This is a genomic window from Desulfococcus multivorans, from assembly GCF_001854245.1.
Taxonomy (GTDB): Bacteria; Desulfobacterota; Desulfobacteria; order Desulfobacterales; family Desulfococcaceae; genus Desulfococcus; species Desulfococcus multivorans.
This window is the reverse complement of the sequence record NZ_CP015381.1, coordinates 591,959-615,287: the sequence shown is the minus strand read 5'-3', so window position 1 is coordinate 615,287 and position 23,329 is coordinate 591,959. Positions and strand designations below refer to the sequence as shown.

Annotated in this window: 23 protein-coding genes and 2 tRNA genes; 8 read left to right on the top strand and 17 right to left on the bottom strand. The window is 53.0% G+C overall.

What is annotated here, in order from left to right:
- Positions 1 to 3 precede the first annotated feature (3 nt).
- From dmul_RS02550 to dmul_RS02525, 6 genes are all read left to right on the top strand, one after another.
- Positions 4 to 1,320, top strand: coding sequence for a histone deacetylase family protein (locus dmul_RS02550; RefSeq protein ID WP_020878687.1), 1,317 nt, complete (start codon positions 4 to 6; stop codon positions 1,318 to 1,320).
- A 14-nt stretch (positions 1,321 to 1,334) separates the two neighbouring features.
- On the top strand, positions 1,335 to 2,252 hold the full coding sequence (epmA, locus tag dmul_RS02545; protein ID WP_020878686.1) for an EF-P lysine aminoacylase EpmA: 918 nt from the start codon (positions 1,335 to 1,337) through the stop codon (positions 2,250 to 2,252).
- A 123-nt stretch (positions 2,253 to 2,375) separates the two neighbouring features.
- Positions 2,376 to 3,401, top strand: coding sequence for an amino acid ABC transporter substrate-binding protein (locus tag dmul_RS02540; protein WP_020878685.1), 1,026 nt, complete (start codon positions 2,376 to 2,378; stop codon positions 3,399 to 3,401).
- Between the two features lie 133 nt (positions 3,402 to 3,534).
- The gene (locus dmul_RS02535; RefSeq protein ID WP_020878684.1) at positions 3,535 to 4,728 is read left to right on the top strand and encodes an amino acid ABC transporter permease; all 1,194 of its coding nucleotides are present in this window, start codon (positions 3,535 to 3,537) and stop codon (positions 4,726 to 4,728) included.
- On the top strand, positions 4,725 to 5,813 hold the full coding sequence (locus tag dmul_RS02530; protein ID WP_020878683.1) for an amino acid ABC transporter permease: 1,089 nt from the start codon (positions 4,725 to 4,727) through the stop codon (positions 5,811 to 5,813). The genes dmul_RS02535 and dmul_RS02530 overlap by 4 nt, the downstream gene beginning before the upstream one ends.
- A gap of 39 nt (positions 5,814 to 5,852) precedes the next feature.
- A complete protein-coding gene (locus tag dmul_RS02525) occupies positions 5,853 to 6,644 on the top strand; it encodes an amino acid ABC transporter ATP-binding protein (protein WP_020878682.1) in 792 nt (263 codons plus the stop codon).
- A 90-nt stretch (positions 6,645 to 6,734) separates the two neighbouring features.
- Here the strand turns inward: dmul_RS02525 and dmul_RS02520 are convergent, their stop codons facing one another.
- Positions 6,735 to 7,220, bottom strand: coding sequence for a hypothetical protein (locus dmul_RS02520; protein ID WP_020878681.1), 486 nt, complete (start codon positions 7,218 to 7,220; stop codon positions 6,735 to 6,737).
- A gap of 331 nt (positions 7,221 to 7,551) precedes the next feature.
- Between dmul_RS02520 and dmul_RS02515 the strand changes: the two genes are divergently transcribed.
- Positions 7,552 to 7,639: transfer RNA gene (locus tag dmul_RS02515), tRNA-Ser, on the top strand.
- Between the two features lie 24 nt (positions 7,640 to 7,663).
- Positions 7,664 to 7,757: transfer RNA gene (locus dmul_RS02510), tRNA-Ser, on the top strand.
- Positions 7,758 to 7,925: 168 nt separating this feature from the next.
- On the opposite strand, the gene dmul_RS02505 is transcribed toward dmul_RS02510, so the two are convergent.
- The 16 genes from dmul_RS02505 to dmul_RS02435 form a co-directional block, all read right to left on the bottom strand.
- Positions 7,926 to 8,825, bottom strand: coding sequence for a tyrosine-type recombinase/integrase (locus tag dmul_RS02505; RefSeq protein ID WP_159449739.1), 900 nt, complete (start codon positions 8,823 to 8,825; stop codon positions 7,926 to 7,928).
- Positions 8,803 to 9,198, bottom strand: a complete 396-nt coding sequence (locus dmul_RS20420) for a hypothetical protein (protein ID WP_159449738.1) — start codon at positions 9,196 to 9,198, stop codon at positions 8,803 to 8,805. Before dmul_RS20420 ends, dmul_RS02505 begins: the two co-directional genes overlap by 23 nt.
- Before the next feature lie 115 nt (positions 9,199 to 9,313).
- On the bottom strand, positions 9,314 to 10,084 hold the full coding sequence (locus tag dmul_RS02500; protein ID WP_020878679.1) for an NERD domain-containing protein: 771 nt from the start codon (positions 10,082 to 10,084) through the stop codon (positions 9,314 to 9,316).
- Positions 10,081 to 10,887 (bottom strand): HNH endonuclease, encoded by an 807-nt coding sequence (locus tag dmul_RS21130; RefSeq protein WP_020878678.1) that lies wholly within the window; start codon positions 10,885 to 10,887, stop codon positions 10,081 to 10,083. The genes dmul_RS02500 and dmul_RS21130 overlap by 4 nt, the downstream gene beginning before the upstream one ends.
- On the bottom strand, positions 10,880 to 11,272 hold the full coding sequence (locus tag dmul_RS02490) for a (deoxy)nucleoside triphosphate pyrophosphohydrolase (protein WP_020878677.1): 393 nt from the start codon (positions 11,270 to 11,272) through the stop codon (positions 10,880 to 10,882). Before dmul_RS02490 ends, dmul_RS21130 begins: the two co-directional genes overlap by 8 nt.
- A gap of 210 nt (positions 11,273 to 11,482) precedes the next feature.
- Complete coding sequence (locus dmul_RS20040) at positions 11,483 to 11,842, bottom strand: hypothetical protein (RefSeq protein ID WP_144016605.1); 360 nt, start codon at positions 11,840 to 11,842, stop codon at positions 11,483 to 11,485.
- A 252-nt stretch (positions 11,843 to 12,094) separates the two neighbouring features.
- A complete protein-coding gene (locus dmul_RS02480; protein WP_020878675.1) occupies positions 12,095 to 12,757 on the bottom strand; it encodes a thermonuclease family protein in 663 nt (220 codons plus the stop codon).
- Between the two features lie 49 nt (positions 12,758 to 12,806).
- On the bottom strand, positions 12,807 to 13,445 hold the full coding sequence (locus dmul_RS02475; protein ID WP_020878674.1) for a hypothetical protein: 639 nt from the start codon (positions 13,443 to 13,445) through the stop codon (positions 12,807 to 12,809).
- A gap of 100 nt (positions 13,446 to 13,545) precedes the next feature.
- Complete coding sequence (locus dmul_RS02470; RefSeq protein WP_020878673.1) at positions 13,546 to 14,799, bottom strand: hypothetical protein; 1,254 nt, start codon at positions 14,797 to 14,799, stop codon at positions 13,546 to 13,548.
- A gap of 35 nt (positions 14,800 to 14,834) precedes the next feature.
- The gene (locus dmul_RS02465) at positions 14,835 to 15,383 is read right to left on the bottom strand and encodes a hypothetical protein (protein ID WP_020878672.1); all 549 of its coding nucleotides are present in this window, start codon (positions 15,381 to 15,383) and stop codon (positions 14,835 to 14,837) included.
- A 1-nt stretch (position 15,384) separates the two neighbouring features.
- On the bottom strand, positions 15,385 to 16,788 hold the full coding sequence (locus dmul_RS02460; protein WP_020878671.1) for a restriction endonuclease subunit S: 1,404 nt from the start codon (positions 16,786 to 16,788) through the stop codon (positions 15,385 to 15,387).
- A complete protein-coding gene (locus dmul_RS02455) occupies positions 16,788 to 18,998 on the bottom strand; it encodes an N-6 DNA methylase (RefSeq protein WP_020878670.1) in 2,211 nt (736 codons plus the stop codon). Before dmul_RS02455 ends, dmul_RS02460 begins: the two co-directional genes overlap by 1 nt.
- A gap of 202 nt (positions 18,999 to 19,200) precedes the next feature.
- Positions 19,201 to 19,743, bottom strand: a complete 543-nt coding sequence (locus tag dmul_RS20035; RefSeq protein ID WP_020878669.1) for a Mannitol repressor — start codon at positions 19,741 to 19,743, stop codon at positions 19,201 to 19,203.
- 109 nt (positions 19,744 to 19,852) lie between these two features.
- Positions 19,853 to 20,524: a thermonuclease family protein gene (locus dmul_RS02445; RefSeq protein WP_020878668.1), complete on the bottom strand. Its 672-nt coding sequence runs from the start codon at positions 20,522 to 20,524 to the stop codon at positions 19,853 to 19,855.
- A 186-nt stretch (positions 20,525 to 20,710) separates the two neighbouring features.
- Entirely contained in the window at positions 20,711 to 22,672 is a 1,962-nt protein-coding gene (locus dmul_RS02440) for an ATP-binding protein (protein WP_020878667.1), read from the bottom strand.
- Positions 22,673 to 22,876: 204 nt separating this feature from the next.
- The gene (locus dmul_RS02435; protein ID WP_020878666.1) at positions 22,877 to 23,287 is read right to left on the bottom strand and encodes a hypothetical protein; all 411 of its coding nucleotides are present in this window, start codon (positions 23,285 to 23,287) and stop codon (positions 22,877 to 22,879) included.
- Positions 23,288 to 23,329 lie beyond the last annotated feature (42 nt).

Below are 23,329 nucleotides of genomic sequence, written 5' to 3'. Positions count from 1 at the left end.
TATATGCTTTGCGCCAAACATAAAACCGGGCTGGTGTTCTTTCCGGCCTTCGACTGGGCCATCAGCCCCAATCATCCGGAGCGGGAGGAACGGCTCCTCTACACCCAGGATCAGGTGCTCGAGGAAGGCCTCCTGGACATCGACGGCATCATCGAATACAAGCCGGACATCGCCACCATCCGGGACATCCAGCGCACTCACTTCTGCGTTCCCGACGAGTGGGAGGTCACCACCGAATCCCATTTCATCAGCGCCGGCGGGGCGAAGACCATCGGGATGGCCGTCATGGACAAGCAGGTCGAACGCGGCTTTGCCCTGGTCCGTCCGCCGGGGCATCATGCCATGCGGGTGGTCCACGGCTCCCGGGGGTTCTGCAACATCAACATCGAGGCGATGATGATAGAGTATCTTCGGACGGCCTACAAGGTGGGGCGGGTCGCCATCGTCGACACCGACTGTCACCACGGCGACGGCACCCAGGACATTTACTGGCACGACCCCGACGTGCTGTTCATATCCCTCCACCAGGACGGCCGGACTCTCTATCCGGGCTCCGGCTTTCTCAACGAGCTGGGCGGCCCCAACGCCGCGGGTCTGACGGTCAACATCCCCCTGCCCCCCAACACCTCCGAGGAGGGATTCATCTACGCCCTCGAAGAGATGGTGCTGCCCATTCTGGCGGATTTCAAGCCGGACATCATCATCAACTCGGCGGGACAGGACAACCACTACGCCGACCCCCTCACCAACATGAACTTCTCGGCCCAGGGATATGCCCGGCTCACGGAGCTCCTGAAACCCGACATCGCCGTGCTGGAGGGCGGCTACTCCATCGAGAGCGCGCTGCCTTACATGAACGTGGGGATCATCCTGGCCATGGCCGGCCTCGATTACAGCCGGGTCAGGGAGCCCGACTACGATCCGGACGGCATCCGACAGGGCCGCGAAGTAACGGAGTATATCCGGCGCCTGGGCGACAAGGTCATGACCGGGTGGAACCGGCGGGACGAAACCCGGAAGGAACTTCAGGCCGGCAAGACCTTCGACCAGCGGCGGCGGAGCATTTTCTACGACACCGACAACATCCTCGAGAAACAGGAAGAAACGGTCCGGATCTGCGAGGAGTGCGGCGGCTGCTGGTCCATCGACACATCGTCGGACGGCCGCAAGCGGGCCCTGGCCGTCCACCTTCCCATCAAAGGGTGCGCGGCGTGCCGCGAGACGGCCTATCAATGGTACGAATCGGCGGATCCCAAAACCTTCGACCTGGCGCTGCTGCAGGACCGCCAGAAGGACCGCTACCTGAAACGGGAGCTATAAGACCGGACCGAACGATGCTGTTTCGCCAGTCCGCCATCCGGGACAACCTCCGCCTGAGGGCCGCGATCCTTCAGGCCGTACGCCGCTTCTTTGTCGAAACCGGCTTTCTCGAGGTGGAGACGCCGTGGCGTATCCCCGCCCCGGCCCCCGAAACCCATATCGAGGCGGTCCCCGCGGACGGCTGGTTTATTCACACCTCCCCCGAACTCTGCATGAAACGTCTTCTGGCCGCCGGCTATCCGCGCATCTTCCAGATCTGCCGGTGCGCCCGGGACAGGGAGCGGGGAGACCGTCACCTCCCGGAATTCACGATCCTGGAGTGGTATGCCGCGGGGTGGACCTACCGGGAGATGATGTCCCACTGCGAAGCCCTCATCGGCTTCATCGCCCGAACCATCGGCCGCGGCAATCGGATCGACTGGATGGGAAACCGCGTCGATCTCTCGCTCCCCTGGCACCGGATGACCGTCCGGGAGGCCTTTGATCGCTACAGCCCCGTCCCCCTGGAAGACGCCCTCGCCCGCGACCGGTTCGACGAGATGATCGGGTGCGTCATCGAACCCCGCCTGGGGCTGGACAAGCCGCTTTTTCTATACGACTACCCCGCCCGGTGCGGCGCCCTGGCCCGGCTGAAGCCCGGCGATCCGTCCGTGGCGGAGCGATTCGAGCTCTATATCAACGGCCTGGAGCTGTGCAACGCCTTCACGGAGCTGACCGATCCCGTGGAGCAGCGGCAACGATTTGCGGCGGAAGCGGCCCGACGGTCCGCGGACGGCCGCCGCCCCTATCCGTCGCCGGACCGCTTCCTCGACGCCCTCGCCCATATGCCGCCGGCGGCGGGAAACGCACTGGGCCTTGACCGCCTGGTCATGCTCCTTACCGGCGCCGAACGCATCGACGACGTGGTCGCCTTCACCCCCGAGGAGCTGTAGCACCCAGGGGCTCCTGTATGTAACTTTTCCTTTTACTTGCTAAATCATCTTCACTTGTGATACCGTGCTTCAAAAATAAGATCCGACTGTTGACCCTGTTAACCAAAAAAGGAGGAACTTTGCATGAAACGACGAACGACGGTATTGACGGCTTTATTCCTGGCAGCGACGATGCTTGTCTCCGCGGACCTCTTTGCGGGCGAAACCCTGGACGCAGTCAAAAAGAAAGGGTTTGTCTCGGTGGGCGTCAACGGCAGCCTCTTCGGTTTTGGCAAACCCGATGAAAAGGGCCATTGGGAAGGCCTGGACGTCGACACCGGACGGGCCGTGGCCGCCGCGGTATTCGGGGATGCCGGCAAGGTGAAATTCATTCCCCTGACCGCCGTTCAACGCTTCACCGCCCTTCAATCCGGCGAAATCGACGTGCTCTGCCGCAACGCCACCCGGACCCTGACCCGGGACACCCAGTTGGGGCTCAATTTCGCCACGGTCAACTACTATGACGGCCAGACCTTCATGATCTCCAAAAAACTCGGCGTCAAGAGCGCCGGGGAACTGGACGGCGCCACCGTCTGCGTCCTTCCGGGCACCACCACCGAACAGAACGCCGCCGACTTCTTCCGATCCAAAAAACTGAACTGGAAGCCCGTGGTCATCGAGCAGAATGCCGAGCTGGCCAAGGCCTTCTTCGCCGGACGCTGCGACTGCCTGACCTCCGACGCCTCCCAGCTGGCCGGAATTCGGGCGGTGGCCCCCAATCCCGCCGATTACATCATTCTTCCCGAAGTCATCTCCAAAGAGCCCCTGGCGCCCACGGTTCGCCACGGCGACGACCAGTGGCGGGACATTGTCGACTATGCCGTCCTGGCCATGATCAACGCCGAGGAGTTGGGGATCACCTCCGCCAACGTGGACGAGATGCTGAAAAGCACGGATCCCGTTATCCAGCGCTTCCTGGGGGTGACCGAGGGCAACGGCGCGGCCCTGGGTCTGGACGAGAAATTCGCCTATAACATCATCAAGCAGGTGGGCAACTACGGCGAGGTTTTCGAGCGGAACGTCGGCATCAACACGCCCCTCGGCCTGGAGCGGGGGTTGAACGCCCTGTGGACCGACGGCGGACTCATGTACGCACCGCCCTTCAAATAGGACACGCGCGCCGCCCCCCGGCATCCCGGCGGGCGGCATCACCCCTTCGCCGGCGGGGCCGATGCGCCTCGAAACCGCCACACCGTCGGCTTCGTCTCCCGGAGCCTCCGACCCGTTATCACGGAAGATCGCCATGCAGCAACAAGTCCCCTCCATATCGCAGACAACTGAGGCAAAAACCTCTTTTTGGCATGACCCCGACAGGCTGGCCGTATTTTACCAGGCCCTGGCCCTGGCCGTGGTCATCCTGGTCGGCTACTACCTGTTCACCAACACCCTGACCAATCTGGAACGCCAGAACATCGCCACCGGCTTCGGCTTTTTCGGCAAGGAAGCCGCCTTCGAGATCGGCGAATCCCTCATCTCCTATTCCGCCGCGGACACTTATGCCCGCGCGCTTCTGGCGGGCGTGCTCAACACCCTGAAGGTCGCCGTCATCGGCGTCATCCTGACGGTCGTCCTGGGCACCATCGTGGGCATCGCCCGGCTCTCGAGCAACTGGCTGGTCTCCCGGACGGCAGCCGTTTACACGGAGGTTCTCCAGGACATCCCCGTCCTGTTGCAGCTCTTCTTCTGGTACGCCGTTTTTTACGAGATTCTCCCGTCGCCCCGTCAGGCCGTCAATCCATTTCCCGGGGTCTTCCTCAGCAATCGCGGCATGGTGGTGGGGGTGCCCGAAGCCCACCCGGTCCATATCTGGATGCTCACGGCCTTCGTAGCGGGATGCATCGTTGTCTGGATGCTTCGGCGATGGGCCCGCAAGCGCCAGGAAGAGACCGGCCGGATATTTCCCGTCTTCCGGACGTCCGTTGCCGTTCTCCCGGCACTGCCGGCGCTCGCCTGGGTTATCGGGGGCGCGCCCACGGCCATGGACGTTCCCGAGCTGCGGGGCTTCAATTTCGTGGGCGGCATCAACTTCTCCCCCGAATTCGCCGCCCTTCTCCTGGGGCTGGTGCTCTACACCGCCGCCTTCGTGGCGGAGATCGTCCGCGCCGGCATTCAGTCGGTAAGCCACGGCCAGACCGAGGCCGCCATGTCCCTGGGGCTTCGGCCGGGCAAGGTTCTCCAGCTGGTGATTCTGCCCCAGGCCCTCCGGGTGATCGTTCCGCCCCTGACGAGCCAGATGCTCAATCTGACCAAGAACAGCTCCCTTGCCGTGGCCATCGGCTACCCGGATTTCGTCTCGGTCGCCAACACGACCATCAACCAGACCGGCCAGGCCATCGAGGGCATCGCCATGATCATGGCCGTCTATCTCTTTTTCAGCCTCACGACCTCGGCCTTCATGAACTGGTACAACAAGAAAGTCAAACTGGTGGAAAGATGACCGTTTATTCAACGACACCGGCCTATCCGGAAATCAAGCCTCCGGTCACCAGCATCGGTCTCATCGGCTGGATCCGCGCCAACCTGTTCAATTCCTGGTTCAATTCGATCCTGACGCTGCTGGTCCTGGCCGGGCTCTGCAAGATCGTTCCCCCCTTCGTGAAGTGGGCCTTCATCGACAGCCTCTGGACATCCAGCAGCGCCGAGTGCCACGCGTCCGGCGGGGCCTGCTGGTCGATCATCACGGCCAATATCCGCTTCATCCTCTTCGGGTTCTATCCCCCCAGCGAGCAATGGCGCCCCCTTGCGGCCATCATTCTCCTCGTGGTCATGCTCCTCGTCACCCGCAACCGGGCCTGGTGGCACCGGTCCCTGCTTTGGGCCTGGGCAGCGGCGCTGCTGGTGATGTGGGTCCTGATGCGGGGCGGTTTTCCAGGACTTCCGACAGTGGAAAGCACCCAGTGGGGAGGGCTTCCCCTCACCCTGGTCCTGGCGATCTTCGGCCTTACCGCCGCCTACCCCCTTGGCGTCATCCTGGCCCTCGGGCGACAATCCCGGATGCCCGCCATCAAGGCGCTCTGCATCATCTACATCGAACTGATCCGGGGCGTGCCCCTCATCAGCCTCCTGTTCATGTCCTCGATCATTTTCCCGCTGTTCCTGCCCGAGGGCGTCACGGTGAACAAGATTATCCGGGCCCAGGCGGCCATCATCCTTTTCACGGCGGCCTATATCGCGGAGGTTGTCCGGGGCGGGCTCCAGGCCGTCCCCAAAGGGCAGTTCGAAGCGGCCGACTCCCTGGGGCTCAACTATTTTCAGACCATGCGCCTCGTCGTGCTGCCCCAGGCGCTCAAGATCGTCATTCCGCCGACGGTAAGCATCCTGATCTCCGCCTTCAAGGACACCTCCCTGGTCGTGATCATCGCCCTTTACGACATCCTGAAGACGACCCAGGCCACCCTGTCCAACCCCAAGTGGATGGGCTTTTCCACCGAAGCCTACATCTTTCTGGCGGTCATCTACTTTGTCAGCTGTTTTTTCATGTCCAACTGGAGCCGCCGGCTGGAAAAGGACCTGAGCATCTGACGCGGAAATCGTAAACTTTTATGGAGAAAAGCGTGCCTTATGAGCCCAAGCGACACCCATAGCCCCGCGGACGCCCCCAAGGAGAGCCCCGAAGCCCAACAACCGATCATCGAGATCATCGGCATGCACAAATGGTTCGGAGAGTTCCATGTCTTGAAGGATATCAACCTGAAGGTCAACCCCACCGAGCGGATCGTGGTCTGCGGTCCGTCGGGCTCGGGGAAGTCGACCATGATCCGCTGCATCAACCGGCTGGAGGAGCACCAGCGGGGCAAGATCATCGTCGACGGCATCGAACTGACCAACAACCTGAAGAATATCGAAAAGATTCGGGAGGAAGTGGGGATGGTCTTCCAGCACTTCAACCTGTTTCCCCACCTGACCATCCTGGAAAACCTGACGCTTGGCCCCATGTGGGTCCGAAAGGTCCCCCGGAAGGAGGCCGAGGAGACGGCCATGTTCTTTCTCGAAAAGGTCCGTATCGCCGAGCAGGCCCGGAAATATCCGGGCCAGCTCTCGGGCGGTCAGCAGCAGCGGGTGGCCGTGGCCCGGAGCCTCTGCATGAAGCCCAAGGTGATGCTCTTCGACGAGCCCACCTCCGCTCTCGATCCCGAGATGGTCAAGGAGGTGCTGGACGTCATGATCAACCTGGCCCGGGAGGGGATGACCATGATCGTCGTGACCCATGAGATGGGCTTTGCCAGGAGCGTCGCCCACCGGGTCCTGTTCATGGACGAAGGCCGGATTGTGGAGGAAAACGAGCCCGAGGCCTTTTTCGGCAATCCGCAGCACGAGCGCACCCGGCTCTTTCTCAGCCAGATCCTCCACTGATTCGTGGAATGATCCGTGGAAGCCGCCTCGAACCCGCGGCGAAGAAGGCGTCGCGGGCAAGGGGGTCGGGGCCGGAATGCCGCAGCGGACTCAGGCGTCGTCGTCGATGTCCAGGGAATCGTCGTCCGCGATTTTGAGGCTGGTGCTGGAGCTGATGTTGATGCCGTCGTCATCCCCGAAATCATCGTCGAGATTTTCATCGTCCTCGTCGTCCAGAAGATCGTCCAGATCCGCCGAATCCTCCTCCATGGCCAGGGCCTCCGCCTCTTCCCGATCCTTCACGATCAGCTCGACATCATCGAAGAGCACCTCGGCGGAAGACGCCCCTTTCGTAGCGTACAGTTCCATGACCTGCTGGGCGATCTGGTCCAGGTACATGGAGGGGGGATACATGTTCCGGGTCCGAAGCCGGGCCATGAGCGCCTCCCTGCCCAGGCCGACGGCCTCCGCGATCATGTCTCCGGGATAGGTCTCCTCGCAGAGCAGGGAGAGCAGTTCCTTGTCCAGCTCGGCGTGCTCCTGGAGCAACAGCGTGTTTTTCTCGTCGTTCTTGATGATGACATATTTCTGTTTCATTGATTCTCTCCTTGAATATCCGTTTCCGATCCGGGATCGCCCTCGCGCCCGAAGCCTCGGGATCGGTATAGGGTCGATGAAGTTGAATGGCTTGGGAAACCATAAATCAACCTCGGTGTCAACACACAAGATGGCATGATCGAGGCCAAGATATCCGCTTTTGGAACGAAGTCAAGTTCTGAATCGTCAATATTGCGCAGCATACCGTACCTGAAGGGCGCAGGGCCGGGCAACCGGTCGACCGCCGCCTTTCAGATACCGATCCGACCAAAAAGCTGTTGACCCGAACCCGATAAGATGTTAATAGGATTTGCTCCACAAGGGAGATAGGGGAGGGATGGCCGAGTGGTTTAAGGCGGCGGTCTTGAAAACCGTTGAGTGTCAAAGCTCCGTGGGTTCGAATCCTACTCCCTCCGCCACATGGCACTGCTCATCAAATCAATGGAGAGATGGCCGAGTCGGCTGAAGGCGCTCGCCTGCTAAGCGAGTGTGCGGTTTAAAGCTGCACCGAGGGTTCGAATCCCTCTCTCTCCGCCATTCCAAATACTTAGCCTGGTTCTTTGAGCCGGGCTTTTTTCTTGGCAAAAAATTTTGGGACGGCTTTTGGGACGGCTTTGGTTTTTTACCGCCACAACCCCCTGCATGAAACGACAACTTTCAACCCGCCAATGATAGCGACAAGGTGGTTTTTCGGCCTGTCTCTGCCTAACCATCAACGGCTGCCCAAGCCTTGGGTTCAAAATCATTTTCCCCTCCATCCAACACCGCAGCTACATCATCCATCGGCCGGATCTCGTGCAGATAATTTTCCGTTGTGTCAATCCGCTGGTGCCCCAGGAACGATTGAATCTGTCTCGGGCTGGCTTTGTGACTGTCGCTCAAAATTGATGCCACCAAATGGCGGATCGCGTGAAACGTGAATTCCTTGACGCCGGCCCGCCGGCACAGCACACGCATCAACCCTTTTTTTCCTTCCCGGGAATACCGGCCCCCTGTTTTTCGCGACGTGAACACATATGGACTGTTTTTATCCCGGTTATTCCAGCGGCGCCAAAGAACACTATAAAGCGTTTCGTTCATCGGCAGCGTGCGCCATTCCAGATTGCCGCCCTTCCGTTTCCGTGTTGATAGGCGAATATACCGATTTTCGAAATTGATGTCCTCCCAAGTCAGTCTTTCCAAAATCTCCCCGCGTCGTCCGGCGGTATGGTACAAAGCAAGAAGTAGGTCCCGATCATCGCCCTGTGCGGCCATTAGGACCCTGTTAAAATCCTCAAGAGGCGGCACGTATTTGGCCGTTCTCTCCTCCGGATATGGCTCGATAAGGGCGACGGGATTCAAGGGACACAGGCCCCATTTCAGCGCCCAACTATACAGCGCTTTCAAATCCCGCAGATCCCTGTTTGAGGCCTTGCTCCCCTTTTCCTGCTGGCGCTTGGCAAGGTATTCAGCGAGAGTTACTTTGGGCAGGTCGTCACACCGGAAATCTTCCCCGATGAAGCCTACCAAGGAGCGATACACGAATGCTTTCTGCCGGATCGTGTTGTCCCGCAGGCGCCCCTGGCAAAAATCCAGATAAGCGTTACACAGCTCTGAGAATGCCATATTTGTCGTTTTCGGGGCCTGAAGTTCCTGCCGATGCTCGTTTCTTGCCTTTTCGGCGTCCCTTCGAGTCTTGAATCCCCGCTTTTTGTACTGGCGCCCCTGGTACTGAAACTTGTACGTCCACAGGCCCGCATAGCGGCCCGTCTCTACCTTCCATATCCCCATAATTTTCTCCGTTTTGACGCAGGTATCGGACCACGTCAGAAATGATAAAACGCGCTGATTTTGCAGTATTACCGTTGCTTATGAAAAAATACGGAAATTTGCGCCATATTTTCAGGACAGTGTCTTTGGAGATATGGAGATAATCCGCCAAGCCGTCAACGTCTACGACGACCGGGAGAGATTCGTATTTGATTTGTTTGATGCCCATTGGATCTCTCCAGATGGGCGGGGCTTTGGTGTGGCGGGGTCAGGGTAAAAAAATAATTTGGGTGTGTCAAGGGTAAAAAGATAACGGTCTGAAGGTTGGCGCATCCCTGTTTCTTCTACAAGGTTCGAATGTACCTTGTAAGATGAGATGTAATAAGATGCACCATCGGTGACTCAAGGATATCCGGCTGCTTCTCAATGAATCTTGGAAGGGCTTTCGCTGACAGAACCCAGACGTTGGTTTGGTATTTCAAATCCATTTTTACAAACCATCCGGGGAAGGCTACGACCGGCCGGATAAACATCTCCTTCCCAGTGATTTCGCAAATTTTTTCCTTTAACCACGAAGACAAAGCCGTTACCTGACGAACCGGATCCCGATCTGGTTTGTAGCCGTTGATCAGAACAGTTTTTCCATCAAAAGTAATCTGATCGTCCTTGTCCTTTTTGCTGATCGTTTTTGTGTCGATCAAAAAGATCCCTTTGGTGCAGATGACAATATGATCGATGTTGAATGAATCTGACACAATATCGTGCAGAACTTTGTAGCCCTTCTCTCTGAGCCCTTCAAGGTATTGGCCTACGGCTTTTTCCCCGTCCCTCGCCATCCTGAGGCGCTTTATTTTTCTTCTCAGGGTGATCCATTTATAAACGAAAACGGTTAAAAAGATGAATGCAGTTATCGTTGTCAACCATGGATTGATTGGCTTTGGATTGTACCAGCGATACCAATCATAAATGGCTACAGGGAACATGAAAATGGCACACGCTATGTACGAAGCCAGATCCTCGGAAATGATATTATGTATCTGATCATCCAGTGATTGTCCTGGATTTCGGAGCGGTTTTGCTTTGAGCGGTGAGTGCTTCTGAGACTTTATTTTCATCGTCTTTTCAATTTGTTAACATCGTTTTTTGATTTTATTACATGCATTTTCCTGTGGCAATTCGGGCACAGGGCCACAGTATTGTCGATCGAATCTTTTCCTCCCTCTGAAAGCCAAATAATATGATGGGTCTCCAGATAGGGTGTGCCATCTTTTCGCTTAAAAGGTGCAGGATTACCGCATAGCCCACATATCCCTTTAGCCCGCCTTTGAGCTAACTCGCTTATCACTGAATTTCTGCTAAACTGCCTGCCAGAAACCTCTCTGGAGTCTGGCACGCCATTATAGAATTTGGCTCTTGCTTCAAGCTCTTGGTCGGAAAGACTCCTCGCCATTTTATCTTTTATGGCTTTTAAATTTTCTATTTTATCCCTATCAATTGTGGGAGGGGCGCCCGATACCAACCTCAGGGGGAATATCCATACCAATCGAGAGTTGCCCTCAGCATCCCTCTGGGGCTCTGTGTATGGCTTCTCTTCTAATTCCACTCTCCCATCATAAGTGTATTCTCCAGCCTTGAATACTTCAAAAAGGTGTACCTCAATATTGTTTCTGCCGGATTCAGCCAATGTTTTGTTTTGCATGAACTCCAGGCTTTGGTCACCTTTTGTTCCCATGCCGGTGTAATGAAGGATATTTCCCTGCCGTCGGTCAACGTATATCGATTTTACATGATTGGATATGATAACAAGAGTCCCTGTTTTGTGAGATCGTCTCATTCCCCCTTGGGTGCTACATTTGAAAATAGCGCAAAGTTCGTTATTATCTATTGTCTCCCCCGGCAGAATTTTTAGATTATTCATCGCTACAGCTTTCCTGTAATTTCTTCGCGATTGGGATATCGGCTGGAGCAAAATCATATGTGCCCAACAATTTTTTCTCTACCCAATCGAATTTATCATGAACACTGAGCTGGATATCTTCCTGAAGCAGCTCCGCATGAATGGCCACAAGCCTAATTGTTCCTTTTTCGTAATGAAAGACGCTCTCGTCAAAGATATCGCCAGCTTTAATTTTTACAGATAGTTCTTCCTGGATTTCCCTTTCCAAGCATTGTTGAAGGGATTCGCCCTCTTCCAATTTTCCACCAGGAAATTCCCAGCGCCCACCGAGGGCCTGCCCACGAGACCTTCTTGTGAGGAGAACTTTGCCGTTGTTTTCAATTATGGCTGCAGTGACTATTTTCATTTTGGATTTCCTGGTTTCAAATTGAGCCATCCCCCACACATCCGATCCCCCGACCTTGATCCCTGGAAGTGCTTGTTTTGACCAGTCGGGCTTGCTTATCCCAAGGCCTCGTTCTGTCTGATCATCCGAGGCGCGGAATACATGACCCGTCGGTTTGGTGGTGGTGTGGGGGCTGGGGGAGAGAAAACTCCTGGCTACCCGATTATCGTTTCAACATTTTATAATTGACTCAACCGGACCATACTCCAATACTTTGATGAGATTGATCATGCTTTTTACATGATCCGAACCGCAAATAAGTAAGGCTGGCCAAATATTTAAAGCTAAAACGTTTGCCAACCAATACCTTTCCCTAATCGGATTGAGCAAATGTTGATGCAAAAGTTCTCTTTTATGACTTTTAGATTCATTCGTTGGTTCTCTAAACATGAAACAATCTATAAACAAGCATAAATCTGCCAAATGCTCGCTTGATAGATCAGCGTACTGATGCTTGATATTTAGATGTTTGCATGTAGAAAATGCTATTGTGTTTTCAACCTCATGATTTTTCAATCCTTCGTCGTTCATTTCCTCCACAATGCACTGTATTCCGCTATTGATGCATATCTGTTCAAGGAATTGCCTGTAATCCTGGATCTGCTCCTTTGTGCATTCCGTGCTTCCACATTGCAGCGGATGAAATGTTCCTAAAATAATTATTCTGGTATCAGCACTCATTTTCATACGATAACCATTGATTATCAGGTCAATTTGACCTGGCAAGTTCATGTTGAAGGTGGGATTCTGGAAATTTCACCTGCCTTCAATCCAAATCACGATTCACCTCCCACACGCCCGATACCCCGCCGCAATCGCCTCCTCCCGGCTGCCAAACACCGCTGTGCAGTTCTTGCAATTGAATGCCGTGCAGCTGGGGTTATGGAAGACGTGGGATTTCACATTGCCATGGACTAGACCGCCTGAAACGCTGGCTTTTGAGGTGGGCGCCGACGACTTGGATCTGCCACGCCGAAATTCCCAGGGTGGAGTTGGCTCGGGTCCGGCCCAGAGCCCTATCCCCTTCTGCCTGGCTTCATCTTCATACCCCAGCCACTGGGAACAGACTGGGTATTTGCAATATTGACGGTACACCCAGGCATAGCCAGCCCGGACCAGGTCCTCGTTCAGACATCTGTCATCGTAATAGACCATGCCGACGATCCGGCCGTAGCGGTCGACGTCCTTTTCCTCCACGCGGACCTGTTTCTTGAAAACCCTGTCGGAGGTGAACTGCTTGGCCTTGGTGCCGAAGTCTTGATGGCTCTCGGGCGTATCGATGCCGGCCAGGCGGATCTTATATTGCCGGCGGTCCTGCAGGACGGTGATGGTGTCGCCGTCGGAGATGCCGACGACCCGGCCCGTGAGGTCGGCGGCGGGGAGGGACGGGGGGAGCAGGAAGGTGAGGATGAGGGCGAGGATGTAAAGGAATCGGTATCGGTTCATGGGGTTCCTTTGCGAAATGAACGTTGGTCTGGGAGGAGTGCCGGTGAGGCTACTCATTCTCCCGAACGTTTTCACCGCGTAACGCCGACAACATACCTGCATACTTGAGGCTATAACTATCCTTATAGCGCCTTTTAAACCCCTCAATATCATCAGGCGAACGAACGTTCCAAAAGTACTGATAGTGGGTAGTGCTTTCCTGCAAAAACAGCTCTTGATCAGTCTCTGGCAACTCGGTCATGGAGTTCTTTAAGATCCGACATTCTCCAGGCTTGATTTTTGGCTTGCCCGTTTCGTTATCCATGAAAGCTGATAAATATCCGCTACCATAGATCGGGTTCTTCTCAATGCCATCGAACTCAATCCTGTCGTGGTAACTGAAGTGCCCCCACGCTATGGAAGTAGTTAACATAATGCTATGTTCCAGAAGGCTTTCGTTGATCCTCTTCACAACCTGAAGCATCGCTGAGAGCTTCTGGGCTGGACTGTCGCCTCTCGAAAACATAATTCCGCAATCGGAAATGAAGAGGCCATTTACTGCTGGGTTGTCCCGCAATGCGTCGTATGCCGACGAATACAAACGACTCATTGCTTTGCTGGCACGATTGCCATCCTTCATCATCTCCTTGAACCCGGAAATATCAGTAAAAGCAACGAAGGTATTTCCATCAAATGGTTGTAAAGGCAATTTATCTCTCCTATATGGCTAATGCCCGTGAGGCCGGGAACCCGGCAACTCGGGCGTTCCTGCGACGAGGGAACCGAGTCCGCTTAAAAAAAATGTTCGCTCACATTTCTTCGAGACTCCTGATTGCAGTGTCAATCTCGCTAACATGAGACGCAATTGTGACTCGATCTCGAAGAGTATTCAGCAGTTCGATGCCTCGTGCCTTCGGTTTTGTTTGGTGAAGTTCATCTCGAACGCGTTCATTTCTCCTGAACATAGAAGCCAGTATACGAATCTGATCAGTGTTGAGTCGATCTATGAAAGTTTGTAAGAGAGCATAGGCTCCTGACTGCCCCCAATAGTTACCGCACCATACCGCAAGAATCTCCTGATAGACCTCCTCGAAACATATAGAAGGTACACTGGGTCCTAATTGTTTCAGGGTTGCGGCGGCAGTGACTTCAGAAGACCATCCGTAGGAAGTGTCTTTCGCCTTGGCCAGTTGTTTTGCAGCGTGCCTGAATAACACGGCGCGAGCTGCATCGGGTATGTACTGAATACCATTTACTTGGATAAGAAAATCTAGAAGACGGACACGGCCGCCTTTGTCTAAGCTATCGTCGGTACCTGGGGTTATTCTGATCTGATGATACTTGATTCCAGCGGTCTTCTTGAGGTCTTCAGTCGCCCGTTCCCAAACCGAAGGGAATAGGCTCTTGGTATTCTGAAGCGCCGGTTCATTGCCTAAGCAGAGCATATCTAGCATGAATCCGAAGCAGATTCGCAAATCCTGCTGACGAAGACCTCGAACTTGATCTCTGAGAAGGTCTACTTGATCTTTTGAAAGCGTCGTTGTCCTGACCGGTTCGAACAACGAGGACACCGAGTGTCCAGGGTCAGGGAGGGGGGTCTCAAAGAGGTTCTTCTGCAGAAGCAGAACGAGGCCCATAACATCCTCTTTCTCTACCTTGGAATCAGTTCCATGCGCAGGAGACGCGTGGTTCCTCATCCAGTTGATCATCTCCAACGCCTTTCCGGCCTTCCTATTCAGCAACCCCAAACGTGTGGCACCAGAAATCAAAGTAAGATCGTCAACATCCTGCCAACGCTCATTCAGCGTGTCGCCTGAGAGATCGTAGCGTTTGCGCCCAGGCTCGTCTTTCACTACGGATACAAACAAATCAACGCCATAGGCTTCAACTCTCCTCCGTAAATTGTGTACTGACGCATTCCAAATATCAAGCAGGGCGTGATCATAGAACTCCGCATCGAAAAGTTTGCGAGCCTGTTGTAAGAGACCGGTCTCCTGGCTCACTAAGACAGGGAACAGATCTTTGGAAGGTGTTATTAGGATTGCTGGGAGTGTCTCGGTCATTTTTTTCTCCAGAGCAAACGTTTAAATTCACCGGTCTAAACGGCTTTTCGCGCAGGTCCGGTGGAATGATGGGGGTGATATGCGAATTCGTTATCCGGCGTCATGGCGTGCGCCGGGTCCTGACCCAGTAGCAGCCGCAAACCGTGTTCCGACTCCAATGGCAGGGCGGTGCTGTTGATGGTGTGGAAAATCAACGATTCGGAAAAATTGTCGACATCGTTGTCAGGTAGGCCGAGCAGTACCATGCAGAAGGAAGCGAGATACTTGGTCGGTGTATGGGGGTCTTCAGTGAGCTGTTCGGCCATGTGCAGGCGGTGATTGCCGTCGATGCGGCGGATGATTTTGTCCTGCTTGAGCTGCTCCAGATCGCCGCGCCCCACACGTAGCCGCTGCATGCGCATGGTCGGGCTCGAATAGCGGCGGGTGATATCCACCAGACCACCGTCGTCGCTTTTCACCCCGAAAACCGTCTCACCCAGCCCCAGCTCGTCCGGGTCGATTTCGCCCCGAATGATACGGAAGATGCCCAGCACGCTTTCTGAAAACAGCCCCTCGAACTCGATGTATTTGCGGCCTCTCAACATATTAGTGCGCCTCCACCGGGTGGGTGCCGAGAATCATTTTTTCGATTTCCAACCCGGCTTGTTTCTGACTAATCTTCGCATCATCTTGTAAGTTACGGGCTTTTTTTCTCTTTTCTTCAATTTCAGAGATGATTTCTTCCTGAATGTGCAGAGGTGGAAGTGGAAAACGTAACGCCATGAGGGCCGGTTTCGAAATGTTTTTCATCGTCGGTGATGCGCCGGTGAGGTTATTCTCTATCTGCCAGCGCAGATGTGGAATCTTGAGTATCTCATCCAGGTATTTCGGTAAAACCGGCGATTCCTCTTTCCAGACAACCCGGAAGATTTTGTCACAGAGCATCAACTTAGGGCGCACCTTATCAACCAGAGCACACGCCCCCACATAACGAGCGATGTTGGCGCGGCTAATGATGAGGTCGCCGGGTTTCACTTCATATTGTTCTCTTGGCTTCAGGTTTGGCGGCAGTGCCTTGTTCTGGCGCTCATCGAACCAACCGAAGGAGACCGCGCCAACCTTGAGAACACCCCATTCATCTCCAATCGCTGGCCGCGTTAGGCATTTCGGGCTCCAACCGTTCTGTAAATCCGCTATAACATCAGAGAGCGAGACAACTGGAAAAGGGCTCATCTCAATATTCGGACGCCGTGACATTTCTCGGGCAAGCTCAACACCCCAGCGCTCAATTTCCTGCCATGACAATACAAAGGCCCGTTTATCGTGAGCAGCGCCAAGTTTTTTCAGCCCGAGTGCTTTTGTCAGCAGAGCTGGGATGCTCTTTGCCGTGTCTTTTGCTCGGTTTATATCGGTATTGGCTTTAAACTGTGCCGCCTCCCAATGGGCCACAATCTTTTGCTGGATCGGCAGCGGCGGGATGGGGAATTCTAACGACTCAAAAAAATCAAGCTTTACCTCTTTACGTCCTTCGGCTCCGACTTTATTGCGCCATAGATGCTCTTTGAAAAACTTGGCTTGGATCAGCAGATGAAAATATCGCGGATCTATCTTTTCCAGGTGGGGTTCATAAACTGCAAAGTGGTTGGTGACAACTGCCTTGTCCCATCCGTCTGGAATAATCGCGACGGCACCATTTTTCAGATCGATTTTGGAAACCACAATATCGCCGGGCCGCGCCCAGAAAAGCTCCATGGTGTATTCTTTGTCTTCACTGACTTTGCGGGGCTCAATGGACCCATCAAAATGAATGGTAACCGGCATAAGGGTGGTAAACCCATTACCGCTGCGGTCAACCTTCTCCTTCCGTGGTTTCAACACAGACCCAATCGGGGCCATGACAGACGAAAGCCAATGCCATTTGATGCCGTGAAAGCTGTTTGGGTCCCAGCGGTTGATTTGCGCAAAGCGAACCGCAAAGGCTTTCGGAAAAGTCTGAGCCGCTTCACCCATCACTCAGCCCCTCCCGCAACGGCAAAGGCACTCGGGTCAGCCAAAAACTCCCGGTACCACTCCAGGCAGGTCTTGTCGCAATCGGTGGGCTGCCGGTCGTTGGGGTAAAGCTCGTTCTGATCCTCTTCGCCGGTAGCGGAGATGCCGACCTTTTCCGCCTCGTACATGAATATGGGGTAGTCGAAGCGGTCCTTGAGCAGTTGACGGGTCTCGGTGATCTGCCTGGCTTCCATTGCCTTCAGGTAACCCTTGAGTTCCTTTTGCAGGGCCTTGCGCTGCTCTGCATCCTTCGCCTGCTTGGCCGCCTCAATTCCCCTTTCCAGCCGCTCCCGTTCCGTCCGGATTTCGTCGGCGTATTTAGCTTCGATCTCCGCCTTGGCGGTGGCGTAGATCTCGTCAAACTTTTGCTGTTCCTCTTCAGTAAACTTTTGCAGGAAGAGCAGCGAGCATTTTACGCTGGCCCCGGAGCTGACAAAGGTCTCTTGCGGAAGACTGACCACGGCGCGGAGGAAGGCTCGGTCTTCGGTGAACTCGCGCACGTAGGCGAGCGAGGGGTTGTTGAAGATGCCTTCCGGCAGCACGATGCCGAGGCGGCCGCCAGGTTTAAGCAGGTCGAGGCAGCGCTCGATAAACAACACCTCGGTCTTGGTCTTGGCCTTCTCGCTCTTGGGCAGGTTGAACAGGCTGGCGATGGGCTTGTTGAGCGCCGCCTTCACCCGGTTCTGGGCCTCGCGGTAAAGATCGCCGTACTCGTTCAGATACCGTTCTTCCGCCGCCGGATTGACCTTGATATCCACCTCAAGCACCTTGTCGGTGGGCTCGAGATTGGCCCCGAAGGGCGGATTGGTCAGAATGATGTCGAAACGTCCTTCGAAAATGCCGTTGACGTTCAGAAAGCCGTCGTGGTGGTGAACACCACCATGGCCGTCACCGTGCATGATCATGTTCATCTTGCTGGTGCGGGCCATGCGATCGTTAGCGTCGGTACCGTAGATGCAGCGATTGGAGAGTTTCCATAGGCGCGATCCCTCGCGTTTCTGGTCGATGAGAGCCTGCACTTCGGTAAATTTGTCTTGAAGCTTCTTGGCCCGCTGCTTCTCAGTGAGCGACTTGTCCTTTTCGATCTCGACCTTGAAGTCGTTGTAATCGAGGTCGGCGTCGGCGAGGATTTTTTCACGCACGATCTCGAATACCCGGATCAGAAAGCCGCCTGAGCCGCTGGCCGGGTCGCAGACAATTTCGCCCTCCTGAGGATCGACCATGTGCACCATAAATTCGACGATGGTGCGCGGGGTGAAGAACTGGCCGATTTCGCCTCGGAAGGTACGGCCAAGAAAGCGTTCGAAGGCGACACCTTTTACATCCTCGTTGGTGTCGGAGAGGTTGTATTTCTCCAGCTCCTTGACGATGGCCTCGCCAGTGGCGGGCTTCAGGTTGATGTGCTCGTCGTCCTCGAAAATCTTGTCGGCGGTGTAGGCCCGCTTGGTCTCTTGAAACAGGTTGTCCAGAGGGTTTTCGGCGATCTGGTTTTTCAGCACATCGACGGTGAACAGGTTTTTTTTGTTACGTCGAGTCAGCAGCGAGCGCTCCACGTAGACCTTGATAAACAGCACCTTGGCGATTTCATCGAAGGCCGCCGCCGGATCTTTCTTTTCTCGGTTGCGGATGATGTTGTGGCACTTGTGAAGCAGGTCGGCGAATTCCTTCTCCTTAAAGGCGCGAAGCTTGGCAAGCAGTTCCTCGATGTCCCTATCCGAGGCGTCGCCATGGGGAATGTTCTCGATTTCTTCGGTGTACCCGGGCACCTTGTCCTTCTTCACCCGCCAGTATTTGGTTTCCCGGGAGTTGTGGGTAACAAAGAACGGAGCGCCACAAATGCGAGCGTAGTTTTCACCCTGGCCGTAGTCCTGCGGTTTGATGGTGACGTTATCTGATTTGCACTCGACGATGATGAAGGGGGCGTTGTCGTCAGCTTTGTCCGGGGCGGTGCGCCAGATGACAAAATCGGCGCGGGCAGAAGCGGAGCCCCGCCCAGTCAGGTCCATCTCCTCGGCGATCTGATCGAGGGTAAAACCGTACTCGTTTACCAGCACCAGCAAGTATTTCTGGCGCACCGTCTCTTCGGGCGTTTCCACCAGCCACTTGCTGCGCACATGGCTCCAGATTTTCCCCTTCTTTTCATCGCGTTTGATCGATAATGCTTCTGACATTTAACCCTGTATTTCCTATTTAGCGTTTCAACCGATCCGAGGGTCGGTTCCAAAATTTACAAAAAAACGACGTTTTCTTAGAAGAAGATTATATTGAAGCTGGATTCGGGAAATTTTGCCTCCCCTCAATACAAATCTGCTTATGGGGGCGGCCGTGAGGCTACTCTCTATCCCGATATATATTAATCATTTTAGTCAGTTTTTATTCCGATGCTATTTTTGTAAAAGCACCGTTAATGATTCGTTGTTTTATCATAACTATAGAAATAACGAATTTTTGTCGGGTGCTGTCAACTTTAAATATTGTTTCAGGTAGTTTCTCAATATGAGGGTCTGAGTTAATTTCTTCAGTGTGCAACTTAATATTCCAAGCATTTAATTTATTACATTCTTTTTCAACTTCTGAGTCAGTGAAGTCGAAAGACAGATGTTTGTGAGCAAATGAATTTCTTATGTTTCCAATAACTTCTAAATCTTGAAGATCACTTTTCCCGATGATTTTGAGACAATATGCCATATCCGCTCTTGTTTGAAAACTACCCAGTATTCCTTTGCCCGGGCCAAGCAGCTTTTCAGTAACTTTTGATTTTCTTAATACTGTTCTAATTGCACTTCCCAACAACTCTGAAAGATAGCTAGCACCAATAAGCACACATGCTATATCAGATTCATGATTTAGAACATTAAATACTTTCTGTGTATCTTCATATAGATTTTCTAGATTCTTTGGTGGCTTTAGTTTCATTTTCGCTCTGATGAGATATAGCAATTGATTATCATGTCAGTTTGCCCTGACCAGTTGATATTGAGGTTTGATTCGGGTAATTTCACCTACGCTCGATACCAACCACGATTCACCCCCCACACCCCCCACACGCCCGATACCCCGCCTTGATCGCCTCCTCCCGACTACCAAACACCGCTGTGCAGTTCTTGCAATTGAATGCGGAGCAGCTGGGGTTATGAAAGACGTGGGATTTCACATTGCCATGGACGAGACCGCCGGAAACGCTGGCTTTTGAGGTGGGCGCCGACGACTTGGACCTGCCACGCCGAAACTCCCAGGGCGGAGTTGGCTCGGGTCCGGCCCAGAGCCCTATCCCCTTCTGCCTGGCTTCATCTTCATACCCCAGCCACTGGGAACAGACGGGGTATTTGCAATATTGACGGTACACCCAGGCAAGGCCTGCGCGGACCAGGTCCTCGTTCAGACATCTGCCATCGTAATAGACCATGCCAACGACCCGGCCGTAGCGGTCGACGTCCTGTTCCTCCACGCGAACCTGTTTCTTGAAAATCCTGTCGGAGGTGAACTGTTTGGCCTTGGTGCCGAAGTCTTGATGGCTCTCGGGCGTATCGATACCGGCCAAGCGAATCTTATATTGCCGGCGGTCCTGGAGGACGGTGATGGTGTCGCCGTCGGAGATGCCGACGACTTGGCCGGTGAGGTCGGCCGCGGGGAGGGACAGGGGGAGTAGGACGGTGAGGATGAGGGCGAGGATGAAGAGGAAGCAGTATCGGTTCATGGGGTGCCTTTTGACATGATTTCTAACTTTAATTTTTTCTGCCTACAAATTGATGGTTTCGTAAAAAGTCGTCCGTAAAATTTTTTACTACAATATGAAGTGTGTTTGGCTTTCATTAAACACGATATGATGTGGTCAAAAATCCAGATTTTTACTTTTTACGAGACCGTCACAAATTGGTTCAGTTCAATAAATTTTAGAAATACGCTCCTCTATAAAACTGAGTGATCGACGGTATAGCGCGATGTCTGCTTGATCTGCTGGTTTTGCATGAGCATCAAATCTATCATTTATGATATCTGCGTTTTTCTTGAATTCGCTTTTGTCTCCAAAAAGACGTTCAAATAGAGGCCACTCGCGTGCAATTAATTCCGATAGGTTTTTCCAAGTTAATTTTCCCATTGCTTCCTCTGCTGACAAATGCTGAACCTCTGGTTGCTGGGTCTTTGACAGTACTTTTATTATGCGATCTTTGACTTCATGTTGCCGCCCCGAGTTGAGCGAATCAAACCTGAGAAAATTAAGGGCGATATTTCGCAATCTAGACTCTATGATGTTTCTACGCTTGCTGAGAGAAGCAATTTCTTCAGCCCATTCATTAAGTCCGAGGTTTAACTTTTGATGTTCCTCCGATGTATCCCGCATAATCTTGCACTCTTCTAATTGAAGAGAGCAAAAAGTATGGGAAATCATTTGGCCTGAAAGATCCCCTTTATGATCTAAAACCCCGTAACGTCGTAAACGTCTCTTCAGTGGTTCAGACACAGAATCCGATAAGCCTTTGGAGCATTTGGCTGCCGCATTTTTTAGGTCTGGATTCACTCGAAACAGGTGACACAATGCGACTTCAGCAATAGCAGAACCCTCTTCCATTACAAATGAATCGATTAGTGGCCTTACTCTATTTAAATCGACCTTACATGGCCGATCGTTGGTTAAAATTTGTCGGTGAATATAGGACCCACATTTGCGAGCCCAGTAAGGCATATTCCCGGTTGCCAATGCGATTGCAGATAATGCACTTTCCTCAAAATGAAGCCCAGCAACTTTCCCTAAGCGTTTAAGCATCGCAATGGTTGCCCGTTCGGGCATTGGACTCAAGTATTCCTCAGGGATGAATGAAAGTGCGGCGTTTTCAATATTGTTGATAGTCTCTACACAAAACCAATGTGTGGAAACGCCGCCAATGAGTATCGACATAGTACTTCTATGGCGATCACATTCTTGATAAATGGAACGTAAATTGCGCCATAAGATGTTAAATTCAGTAGACCATTCTGGATTGGTTGGACTTCCAGGTGTAATGTAATCAATTTCGTCGAAAATCAAAATTACTGGATTTTTACATGAAAGAATGCTTTTCTGGAGTTTATCACGGGCTAATTTAATATCTATAGAATCTATAATTGGCATAATGCTTATGTATCCAAGATAGCCTTGAATCATAGCCTCTACTGATCCATTTATGGAGTTTAATAAACGGGCTGCATTTAATTCCCATACGTCATCGCGTGAACAATCAACCATCAAACAGTTACATTCGTAGCTGCGCTTAATTTCATGAATCACCCGATTGATAATTGAGGTTTTACCAACCTTTCGAATCCCTAAACAAGACCGAATTTGCCCTTTTTGCAATTTTCTGGCGAGGTCAATGGCTTCATCTCGTCGACCGAAAAAGTTGGAGTCATCAGACACAGGTCCTGTTACATCAAATGGGTCATGCGAATAAAGTTCGTAGCAAAGATATTTTTCTAAATCTTTAGATTCTGAAGGTGCTGTATTACCGTATATGGGCAGGATAGCAATTCCTAAATCTCGACCCCAATTGCGCAATTTCTGGTTTCCCGAGGGGTCTTTGTGGATAACGATTGCAATTGTTTTTTCATAGCGGCCTTCGGCCTTTTCAATTTCTCGCTTTATAAATTTGATTGTCCGCTGTTGCTGATCGGTGAAACTTGATGCCACCAGAAGCAATTCGCGATCTGCGCTAAGAGTCGCTCTCATTCTTTTCGTTGGTTTAGCAATCGCACAAATATATATCCCTCCCTCGAAAGATTCGCTGTATCTACCATAAACTGCAAAAAGGCCATCTGCAGATGATCGAAACCGATCGAGCAATTCATTCATTTCAATCTCTATCGACATTATTACTCCTTGATTTGCCACACCACTGCTCTTTTTGTTTATAATTCTCAATGGATATTCTGAAAATCTTGAGGGATTAAAAGGTGATCCACAGTCCTATTGAGTCTGATAATGAAAGATGATTAGGATTGCGGAAAAATATCTAAAATTAAAAAGCCCCTCCATCACCACCGATGGGGGAGTTCCTTCGACCACGCGAACATATCATCCTTCATGACTTGTTCTTGCCTGGGCGCCTTCAGATTCCTTGATAATGATGATCTGCTTGTTCCGGCCGGTCAGGAGGCCGACGATCAGGAAGAACGTCCCGGGGAAGATGCTGACGATGCCGGACCCAACAACGGCGGCCCCGGCAAACGCCGGCGGCACCGAACCCATCTTCGCCAGCGGAACAGCAAAACACAGGACGCCGCAGGTCAGGAAGATCCGGCGCCAGGCCTTGGCGCATGTCGGCGCCTTGTAAACGATGGCGATCACAACGGCGGACCAGAGCACAACGCCCGTTATGGCGTCGCCAGTGTCAAACGGCCTGCCGAGCGCGGCCTCGACGACCATGTTCCCGATCGGGGCGAGCAAGAGAAAACCGAAAAAGGCAGTCAATATCCTATAGATCATGATGCCTCCAAAAATAGATGGTTAGAGTTCCTTAACATTCCT

Coding starts and splice junctions, on each gene's coding strand:
- dmul_RS02550 (WP_020878687.1), top strand. CDS start 4: ATGCTTTGCGCCAAACATAAAACCGGGCTGGTGTTCTTTCCGGCCTTC.
- epmA (WP_020878686.1), top strand. CDS start 1,335: ATGCTGTTTCGCCAGTCCGCCATCCGGGACAACCTCCGCCTGAGGGCC.
- dmul_RS02540 (WP_020878685.1), top strand. CDS start 2,376: ATGAAACGACGAACGACGGTATTGACGGCTTTATTCCTGGCAGCGACG.
- dmul_RS02535 (WP_020878684.1), top strand. CDS start 3,535: ATGCAGCAACAAGTCCCCTCCATATCGCAGACAACTGAGGCAAAAACC.
- dmul_RS02530 (WP_020878683.1), top strand. CDS start 4,725: ATGACCGTTTATTCAACGACACCGGCCTATCCGGAAATCAAGCCTCCG.
- dmul_RS02525 (WP_020878682.1), top strand. CDS start 5,853: ATGAGCCCAAGCGACACCCATAGCCCCGCGGACGCCCCCAAGGAGAGC.
- dmul_RS02520 (WP_020878681.1), bottom strand. CDS start 7,220: ATGAAACAGAAATATGTCATCATCAAGAACGACGAGAAAAACACGCTG.
- dmul_RS02505 (WP_159449739.1), bottom strand. CDS start 8,825: ATGGCATTCTCAGAGCTGTGTAACGCTTATCTGGATTTTTGCCAGGGG.
- dmul_RS20420 (WP_159449738.1), bottom strand. CDS start 9,198: ATGGGCATCAAACAAATCAAATACGAATCTCTCCCGGTCGTCGTAGAC.
- dmul_RS02500 (WP_020878679.1), bottom strand. CDS start 10,084: ATGAAAATAAAGTCTCAGAAGCACTCACCGCTCAAAGCAAAACCGCTC.
- dmul_RS21130 (WP_020878678.1), bottom strand. CDS start 10,887: ATGAATAATCTAAAAATTCTGCCGGGGGAGACAATAGATAATAACGAA.
- dmul_RS02490 (WP_020878677.1), bottom strand. CDS start 11,272: ATGAAAATAGTCACTGCAGCCATAATTGAAAACAACGGCAAAGTTCTC.
- dmul_RS20040 (WP_144016605.1), bottom strand. CDS start 11,842: ATGAACGACGAAGGATTGAAAAATCATGAGGTTGAAAACACAATAGCA.
- dmul_RS02480 (WP_020878675.1), bottom strand. CDS start 12,757: ATGAACCGATACCGATTCCTTTACATCCTCGCCCTCATCCTCACCTTC.
- dmul_RS02470 (WP_020878673.1), bottom strand. CDS start 14,799: ATGACCGAGACACTCCCAGCAATCCTAATAACACCTTCCAAAGATCTG.
- dmul_RS02465 (WP_020878672.1), bottom strand. CDS start 15,383: ATGTTGAGAGGCCGCAAATACATCGAGTTCGAGGGGCTGTTTTCAGAA.
- dmul_RS02460 (WP_020878671.1), bottom strand. CDS start 16,788: ATGGGTGAAGCGGCTCAGACTTTTCCGAAAGCCTTTGCGGTTCGCTTT.
- dmul_RS02455 (WP_020878670.1), bottom strand. CDS start 18,998: ATGTCAGAAGCATTATCGATCAAACGCGATGAAAAGAAGGGGAAAATC.
- dmul_RS20035 (WP_020878669.1), bottom strand. CDS start 19,743: ATGAAACTAAAGCCACCAAAGAATCTAGAAAATCTATATGAAGATACA.
- dmul_RS02445 (WP_020878668.1), bottom strand. CDS start 20,524: ATGAACCGATACTGCTTCCTCTTCATCCTCGCCCTCATCCTCACCGTC.
- dmul_RS02440 (WP_020878667.1), bottom strand. CDS start 22,672: ATGTCGATAGAGATTGAAATGAATGAATTGCTCGATCGGTTTCGATCA.
- dmul_RS02435 (WP_020878666.1), bottom strand. CDS start 23,287: ATGATCTATAGGATATTGACTGCCTTTTTCGGTTTTCTCTTGCTCGCC.